The following is a 7,068-nucleotide window of genomic DNA, read 5'->3' on the forward strand; positions in this document are numbered from 1 at the left end:
GAGAGCTGAGGTGCGACGTGCGGCTGATCGTGGGAATGACCGGGGCGACCGGGGCCGTCTTCGGAATCCGGGTGCTGGAGCACCTGGCCGAGCTGCCGGAGGTGGAGACCCATCTCGTCCTGAGCCGCTGGGCCCGGTCCACGATCGAGCTGGAGACCGGGCGGAGCGCCCGCGAGGTCGCCGGGCTGGCCGATGTCGTGCACAGCCCGGAGGACCAGGGCGCGACCATCTCGTCCGGGTCGTTCCGGACGGACGGCATGATCATCGTGCCCTGCTCGATGAAGACGCTCGCCGGTATCCGGGCCGGTTACGCCGACGGCCTGGTCGGCCGCGCCGCCGACGTCGTACTGAAGGAGCGCCGCAGGCTGGTGGTCGTCCCGCGGGAGACGCCGCTCAGCGAGATCCATCTGGAGAACATGCTGGCGCTGGCCCGGATGGGCGTGCAGATCGTGCCGCCGATGCCTGCCTTCTACAACCACCCCGCCTCGGTCGACGACATCGTCGACCACATCACCGCCCGCATCGTCGACCAGTTCGACCTGCCGGCGCCCGCCGCCAAGCGGTGGCAGGGCATGCGGGCGGCCCGTGACAACAGCAAGAACAGCAAGGAGCCGACATGGCCTACGACGACCTCCGCAGCTTTCTGACCACCCTGGAGGGCGAGGGCCAGCTGCTGCGCATCACCGACGAGGTGCTGCCCGAGCCGGATCTGGCCGCGGCCGCCAACGCGGCGGGCCGGATCGGCGAGGGTGCCCCCGCCCTGTACTTCGACCACGTCAAGGGCTTCACCGACGCCCGGATCGCGCTGAACGTGCACGGTTCCTGGCGCAACCACGCCCTCGCGCTCGGCCTGCCCGCGGCCACCTCGGTCAAGGACCAGGTCGAGGAGTTCGCGCGGCGCTGGGACGACTTCCCCGTCGCGCCCGAGCGCCGCGAGGACGCGCCCTGGCGCGAGAACACGCAGGAGGGCGCGGACGTCGACCTCTTCGAGGTCCTCCCGCTCTTCCGCCTCAACGACGGGGACGGCGGCTTCTACCTCGACAAGGCCGCGGTCGTCTCCCGCGACCCCGATGACCCGGACCACTTCGGCAAGCAGAACGTCGGCACGTACCGCCTGGAGGTCATCGGCCGCGACCGGCTCGCCATCCAGCCGGTCCCCGTGCACGACGTGGCGCTGCACCTGAAGGCGGCGGAGAGCCGCGACGAGGACCTGCCCATCGCCATCACGCTGGGCAATGAGCCGGTGATCTCGATCGTGGCCGGCATGCCGATGGGGTACGACCGTTCGGAGTACGAGATGGCCGGCGCGCTGCGCGGCGCACCCGCGCCGATCGCCACCGCGCCGCTCACCGGCTTCGACGTGCCGTGGGGCTCGGAGGTCGTCATCGAGGGCGTGATCGAGGGCCGCAAGCGCCAGATCGAGGGGCCGTTCGGCGAGTTCACCGGCCATTACTCGGGCGGCCGCCGGATGCCCGTGGTCCGCATCGACCGCATCTCGTACCGCACCAACCCGGTCTTCGAGTCGCTCTACCTGGGCATGCCGTGGACCGAGGTGGACTACCTCGTCGGACCCAACACCTGTGTGCCGCTGCTGAAGCAGCTGCGCGCGGAGTTCCCCGAGGTGCAGGCCGTCAACGCGATGTACACGCACGGCCTGGCCGTGATCATCTCGACGGCGAAGCGGTACGGCGGCTTCGCCAAGGCGGTCGGGATGCGCGCGATGACCACGCGCCACGGGCTGGGGTACGTCGCCCAGGTGATCCTCGTCGACGAGGACGTCGACCCGTTCAATCTGCCGCAGGTGATGTGGGCGATGTCGTCGAAGGTCAACCCGGCGGACGACGTGGTGATCATCCCGAACCTGTCGGTCGTGGAGCTGGCGCCGTCCGCCTCCCCCGCCGGCATCACCAGCAAGATGATCATCGACGCCACGACCCCGGTCTCGCCCGACAACCGCGGCAACTTCAGCACGCCGGTCCGCGACCTGCCCGAGACCAAGGAGTGGATCGGCCGGCTGAACTCCCTCCTGGCCGCCCGCTGAAACCGCCACCACCCGACTCCCCCGAGGTACTCATGATCTGCCCCCGCTGCGCGCACGACGCGCTCGACACCCTCGCCCACTCCCCCGTCCCCGGCGTCTGGGACGTGCTCCAGTGCGCGCGCTGTCTGTACACCTGGCGCACCACCGAGCCCGACCGCCGTACCCGGCGCGACGCGTACCCCGCGCAGTTCCGCCTCACCCAGGAGGACATGGACAACGCCATCGAGGTCCCGGCGGTGCCGCCACTGCACGCCGGCTGACAGCTGCTCTCAGCCGCCGTACGGGTCTCAGTCGTTGTAGAGCTCGAGGTCGCCGTCCCTGCCGGTCTCGATGGAGGTCGAGTACGACCACATGCCGCAGCTGTGCGATCCGTGCGGCCCGGCGCCGTTGCAGTGGTGGAACGTCTTGGTGACGACGATCCTGCTCTTCAGGAAGTCCTCGTCGTCATCGTGCGCGGACGCCGTACCACCGGCGGTCAGGACGAGTGCCGTCACGGGGAGTGCGACCGCGGCCAGGCGCAGAGCGGAGCGCTTCATCGATACCTCCATCGGTTGCCAAAGGAAGAGGCGGCATTCGCGCGCCGCCTCATTGGTCGATGAGTAGCCAAGTCGCTGTATCGACACACGTACCGCCACCCGAACGGGCCCCGCGCGCTACGGCTGTACCGAGATCTCCCCGATGCCGGTGCCGAGGCGGCCGCAGTGGGCGGTGGACTGCCCCGACTGCCCGGGGTTGAGGGTGACGTGCTCACCGTCCACGTCCGGCGCCCAGCCGCAGACCAGATGCACCCAGAAGGTCTGCGGCGCGCCGCCGTTGTTCCGGCAGAGCGCATAGCCCGTGTACTCGTCGTTGGCGTGCTTGCCGGTGTCGCAGGACAGGCCGGGCGGGACAGCGGCGGCGGCGTACGCGATGGCGGTCGGGGAAGAAGTGGCGGCCGGGACGGCGAGCGCGGCCACCATGACGGTGGCGGCCGCGGTGGCCTTCATCCCTGTGGCGGTCAGCTTCATGGTCTCTCCTGGACGTTCTCGGACCGGGCCCGTACTCCCTGGAGCGCTACGGAACTCCGGTCGCATGCCAGAAATGGCTCCCACCCGCGCGCACGCGGAAAACCAGGGAGATCGTGACGCTGAGTGAGTGACGCGGCCGGGTCGCGGGCGCCGAGAACGTGCTCGCGGCAGGTGTTCCACTAGCGTGCGCGGGTGCCGACGAGTGAAGGAGTGAGTGCGGGGATGGAGACGACCGGAGCCGGAAGCGCGGGGACGGCCGTGGTGACCGGGGCCTCGTCGGGGATCGGCACGCGGTACGCCGAGCGGCTTGCCGAGGCGGGCTGGAATCTGGTGCTCGTGGCGCGGAGGGCGCAGCGGCTGGAGGAGCTCGCCGGGCGGCTGCGGCAGACGGCCGGCGTCGCCGTCGAGACGCTCGTCGCCGACCTGGCCCTGCCGGAGGATCTGACGCGGACGGCCGAGCGGGTCGCCGCCGAGGACGTGGCGCTGCTGGTCAACAACGCGGGCATCAACGGCTACGGGTACTTCACCGAGGTCGACCCGGTGCTGCTGACGCGGGTGCTGAACGTCAACGTCACGGCGCTGACGGTGCTGTCCCGGGCCGCCGTCCCCGGGATGCTGAAGCGCGGCCGGGGCGCGGTGGTCAATGTCGCCTCCCGCCTCGCGTTCGCCGGTTCGCTGCCGCCCGGTCCGCTCCCCCGGCGCGCCGTCTACGGCGGCACGAAGGGGTACGTCGTCACCTTCACCCGGACCCTCGCGGCCGAGCTGGCGGACACTCCGCTGCGCATTCAGGTGCTGTGCCCGGGGCTCACCGCCACCGAGTTCCATCTGACGACCGGTGAGGAATCGGTCGCGGGTATGGAGCAGCAGGTTCACGCGGAGGGAGGAATGCCGGTGGACGAGGTGGTGGCGGCCTCGCTGGCGGCGCTGGAGCGGGGCGAGGTGGTGTGCGTACCGGGGCTGGAGGACGCCGACGAGGCGCTGGACCGGCTGGTCGCCGCAGAGGTGGGAATGCGGGGCATGCCGGGCGCGGATCGGCGCTGAATCGAGGTGTATTCCGCGCTCCGCAATGGCAGGTTTGCCCTGTCCCTGTTCGTCCGTACGAAGGAGTCGGCCGATGCTGTTCGGCAAGGAACACGTGAAGCGGTACGTCGAGACCGATGGCGCGGAAGGGCACGAGTGGCAGGGCACCACAACGCTCATCCTCACCACCACCGGCCGCAAGAGCGGCGAGCAGCGCAGCACGCCGCTGATCTACCAGCGCTTCGGTGACGATCTGCTGGTCGTCGCCTCCAAGGGCGGCTCGGACACCCCGCCCCTGTGGTACCTGAACCTGCAGGCCGACCCCGAGGTACAGGTGCAGGTGAAGGGCGACCGGTTCACCGCGCGGGCCCGTGCGGCGACGCCGGAGGAGAAGCCGGCGATGTGGCGGACGATGGCGGCGGTCTGGCCGCAGTACGACGAGTACCAGCAGAAGACCGACCGGGACATCCCGGTCGTGGTGCTGGAACGTACTGGCTGACGGGCCGGGCGACGCCGGGTTTGTCCGGGCGGGTCGCGGGATACCTGTGCGGCGTACATTCCGGGTGATGCCGGGCGGCCGTGAGCCCGAGGAGGCATGTCGTGACAGCACAGGTCAGCACCGAGCTGTGGGACGCGTTCCACTCCGTCGTCAATATGACGTCGCGCGAGCTGCAGGAGTGGCTGAGCGTCCAGGCCGCGGGCCAGGAGTCGGAGGTGGTCCCCGACCAGGCCGGTGCGCCGCTCGGACGGCACGTACTGGAGGTCCTCGGCAAGCGCCGTACCGACCTCACGGAGGACGACGTGCGGGTCATGCGGCGGGTGTGCGAGATCGTGGAGTCCCAGCGGGCCGAGCACCGCGACCCGCAGGCGGGCGGCGCCGACTGGCGTCACGGCCTGATGAACATCGGCCACGACCCGCTCAAGCCCGCCTGACGGTCCGTTACCGGACCCGGTCCAGGACCGTGCGGGTCGCCCGGCGCAGTGCGGCCACTATCGGCCGGTCACGGTCGCGGGTCCGCCAGGCGAGGGCCGTGTGGCACGGCGGCAGGTCGGTGACCTCGGCGTACGCGACGCCGTGCCGCTGGTAGAGCCAGCGGGCCGGCTCCGGCGGGAACTGCACTCCCTCGCCCAGGGCGACGGCCGTGAGCGCGGGCTCGAACTCGGCGATCTGGTGGGCGGTGTAGCGGGCGGCGCTGCCGTCGGGGCGAGGGTCGACCCCCCAGAAGTCCCGCCAGACCTTGGGGATTTCCGGCGACCACCCGATGTTGCGCCGCTCGCTGAGCCGGCTCAGCGTCAGCGGGCCCTCGTGCGCGAGCGGGTCCGAGGCGGCCAGGCACACGACGCGGCGCAGGTCGGCGAGGCGCTGGGTCTGGATCCCGGGCGGCACGGGCGGGAAGAGGAACGCCGCGTCCACGCCGCCCGCGAGGACGGTGGCCGCGGAGTCCGCGAAGCCCATCCGGGCTATCTCGACCTCGATGCCCGGATGCCGTGCCTTCAGCTCCTCCAGGATCTCCGGGATCGGGTGGATGGAGGTGATGGCTTCGAAGGAGCCGATGACGACCCGGCCCGAGAGCGTACGGATGCGCTCGCCGGCGACCCGCCGCAGCCGGTCGGCCGCCTGCACCATCGCCCGGATTTCCGGGAGCAGTTCCTGCCCCGAGGTGGTCAGCCCCGCCGTGCGCGTGGTGCGGTCGACCAGGGTCAGCCCGAGGCGCCGCTCCAGCGAACGGATCTGCTGCGAGAAGGCGGGCTGGGTCATGAACACCCGCTTGGCCGCCCGGCCGAAGTGCAGCTCCTCGGCCAGCAGCAGAAACAGCCTCAGCTGGTGTGTACTCGGATCCGTCGGTGCGCTGTTCTCCCGGCCGGTCGGTCCGGCGTACCCCGCCATGGGCGCATCGTAACAACGTGCACCCTGCCCGTTACCGCGGAAAGCCGGCCTCCCGCGGCGGCGGGCACAAAAGTCTCACACCCTTTACCGGCAGCACACCGGCAGCACACAACCGGCGGTGGACGTGAGAAATCCGGAAGACCCTGCACGGCCGCGCTGTTAGCGTCCGCGCCCATGACCGATATCTTCAGGGATTTCACCGAAGTGCAGCGGATCGACACCGATCCCGAGGTGGCGGCGCATCCGCTGATCGCGCTGGAGGAGGGCCGGCACAGCTGGTACAGCGGTTACCACCACCAGGAGTCGTTCGCCGCGCGGCTGCGCTACGCCTTCGACGACCGCACGGAGTACGGCGGCACGGGCGTGCCCCTGGACCGGCTGCGGATCGGGAACTTCTGCCAGTTCGCCTCGGGCACGGCCTTTCTGCTGGGCGGCAATCACGGGCACGACACCCACGCCGACGCGGTGACGCCGTACGGCTTCAACTTCTTCCCGCACGAGCACGACGCCTGGGCACCGGCCGGTGACACCGTCGTCGGCCACGAGGTGTGGATCGGGTACGAGGCGGTCGTGCTGCCCGGTGTGCGCATCGGGACCGGCGCGATCATCGGCGCGCGCGCCGTCGTCGCCAAGGATGTCGCCCCCTACTCCGTCGTGGTGGGCAACAACAGGATGGTCCGGCACCGCTTCGACCCGCTGCGCCGCAAGCTGCTCTGGCGGATCGGCTGGTGGAATTGGAGCGACGAGCGGATCGCGGAAGCGCTCCCCCTCCTCCAGGGGCGCGACGTGGCGCAGCTCGCCCGGTATGCCGGAATCGACCCGGAAGACGTCGCCGCAGACCCCGACCCATGCACGCTGACCGGCGCCAAGGCCGTTCCGCACCGCCCTTGACCTGCGCGTTTGTGCACGTGTCAAAAGGTCCGGCGGGCAGGGTGTGACATCTGTACATGGTGAGCGGGGGAAATTCTCCCTAGCGTCTGCGTAACGCAAGATCGAACCCCCGTGACCTCCCGGGTGACCCCCGGGGGCCGGGGACTCCCCGGGACACCGGGCCCCGCATGCCGGGCGTCCGCCCGCAGCGCGCCGCCGGCTCCCCGCCTCCCCCACGCGAC

Annotated in this window: 10 protein-coding genes; 7 read left to right on the forward strand and 3 right to left on the reverse strand. The window is 70.8% G+C overall.

The genetic code is table 11. The features are described from left to right. Positions 1 to 17: 17 nt before the first annotated feature. Genes CCS38_RS30250 through CCS38_RS30260 form a run of 3 tightly spaced genes read left to right on the forward strand, consistent with a single transcriptional unit; the run spans position 18 to position 2,301 of the window. Positions 18 to 647 carry a non-oxidative hydroxyarylic acid decarboxylases subunit B gene (locus tag CCS38_RS30250; protein WP_223736518.1) on the forward strand — a complete coding sequence of 210 codons (630 nt, stop codon included), beginning with the start codon at positions 18 to 20 and terminating at the stop codon, positions 645 to 647. Continuing rightward, on the forward strand, positions 617 to 2,041 hold the full coding sequence (locus CCS38_RS30255; protein ID WP_223736519.1) for a non-oxidative hydroxyarylic acid decarboxylases subunit C: 1,425 nt from the start codon (positions 617 to 619) through the stop codon (positions 2,039 to 2,041). The genes CCS38_RS30250 and CCS38_RS30255 overlap by 31 nt, the downstream gene beginning before the upstream one ends. Before the next feature lie 32 nt (positions 2,042 to 2,073). Continuing rightward, positions 2,074 to 2,301: a non-oxidative hydroxyarylic acid decarboxylases subunit D gene (locus tag CCS38_RS30260; protein WP_223736520.1), complete on the forward strand. Its 228-nt coding sequence runs from the start codon at positions 2,074 to 2,076 to the stop codon at positions 2,299 to 2,301. Between the two features lie 27 nt (positions 2,302 to 2,328). Here CCS38_RS30260 and CCS38_RS30265 read toward each other — a convergent pair whose 3' ends face one another. Both CCS38_RS30265 and CCS38_RS30270 read right to left on the reverse strand, forming a co-directional pair. Beyond that, positions 2,329 to 2,577, reverse strand: a complete 249-nt coding sequence (locus CCS38_RS30265; RefSeq protein ID WP_223736521.1) for a hypothetical protein — start codon at positions 2,575 to 2,577, stop codon at positions 2,329 to 2,331. Positions 2,578 to 2,694: 117 nt separating this feature from the next. Further along, positions 2,695 to 3,048 carry a hypothetical protein gene (locus CCS38_RS30270; RefSeq protein ID WP_372457171.1) on the reverse strand — a complete coding sequence of 118 codons (354 nt, stop codon included), beginning with the start codon at positions 3,046 to 3,048 and terminating at the stop codon, positions 2,695 to 2,697. 222 nt (positions 3,049 to 3,270) lie between these two features. On the opposite strand from CCS38_RS30270, the gene CCS38_RS30275 reads away from it, so the two are divergent. From CCS38_RS30275 to CCS38_RS30285, 3 genes are all read left to right on the forward strand, one after another. Next, a complete protein-coding gene (locus tag CCS38_RS30275) occupies positions 3,271 to 4,089 on the forward strand; it encodes an SDR family NAD(P)-dependent oxidoreductase (protein ID WP_223736522.1) in 819 nt (272 codons plus the stop codon). A gap of 73 nt (positions 4,090 to 4,162) precedes the next feature. Then, entirely contained in the window at positions 4,163 to 4,567 is a 405-nt protein-coding gene (locus CCS38_RS30280) for a nitroreductase family deazaflavin-dependent oxidoreductase (protein ID WP_223736523.1), read from the forward strand. A gap of 101 nt (positions 4,568 to 4,668) precedes the next feature. After that, the gene (locus CCS38_RS30285; RefSeq protein WP_223736524.1) at positions 4,669 to 5,001 is read left to right on the forward strand and encodes a DUF3140 domain-containing protein; all 333 of its coding nucleotides are present in this window, start codon (positions 4,669 to 4,671) and stop codon (positions 4,999 to 5,001) included. 7 nt (positions 5,002 to 5,008) lie between these two features. Here the strand turns inward: CCS38_RS30285 and CCS38_RS30290 are convergent, their stop codons facing one another. Then, positions 5,009 to 5,956, reverse strand: coding sequence for a LysR family transcriptional regulator (locus CCS38_RS30290; RefSeq protein WP_223736525.1), 948 nt, complete (start codon positions 5,954 to 5,956; stop codon positions 5,009 to 5,011). 174 nt (positions 5,957 to 6,130) lie between these two features. Here CCS38_RS30290 and CCS38_RS30295 point away from each other — a divergent pair, with 174 nt between their 5' ends. Beyond that, complete coding sequence (locus CCS38_RS30295) at positions 6,131 to 6,847, forward strand: CatB-related O-acetyltransferase (protein WP_223736526.1); 717 nt, start codon at positions 6,131 to 6,133, stop codon at positions 6,845 to 6,847. Positions 6,848 to 7,068 lie beyond the last annotated feature (221 nt).

This window comes from Streptomyces purpurogeneiscleroticus, from assembly GCF_020024005.1.
Lineage (GTDB): Bacteria > Actinomycetota > Actinomycetes > Streptomycetales > Streptomycetaceae > Streptomyces > Streptomyces purpurogeneiscleroticus.

Bases quoted from the DNA above. Each gene is read 5' to 3' on its own strand.
- CCS38_RS30265 (WP_223736521.1), bottom strand. From the start codon at position 2,577: ATGAAGCGCTCCGCTCTGCGCCTGGCCGCGGTCGCACTCCCCGTGACG.
- CCS38_RS30290 (WP_223736525.1), bottom strand. From the start codon at position 5,956: ATGGCGGGGTACGCCGGACCGACCGGCCGGGAGAACAGCGCACCGACG.
- CCS38_RS30260 (WP_223736520.1), top strand. From the start codon at position 2,074: ATGATCTGCCCCCGCTGCGCGCACGACGCGCTCGACACCCTCGCCCAC.
- CCS38_RS30280 (WP_223736523.1), top strand. From the start codon at position 4,163: ATGCTGTTCGGCAAGGAACACGTGAAGCGGTACGTCGAGACCGATGGC.
- CCS38_RS30270 (WP_372457171.1), bottom strand. From the start codon at position 3,048: ATGAAGCTGACCGCCACAGGGATGAAGGCCACCGCGGCCGCCACCGTC.
- CCS38_RS30295 (WP_223736526.1), top strand. From the start codon at position 6,131: ATGACCGATATCTTCAGGGATTTCACCGAAGTGCAGCGGATCGACACC.
- CCS38_RS30275 (WP_223736522.1), top strand. From the start codon at position 3,271: ATGGAGACGACCGGAGCCGGAAGCGCGGGGACGGCCGTGGTGACCGGG.
- CCS38_RS30255 (WP_223736519.1), top strand. From the start codon at position 617: ATGGCCTACGACGACCTCCGCAGCTTTCTGACCACCCTGGAGGGCGAG.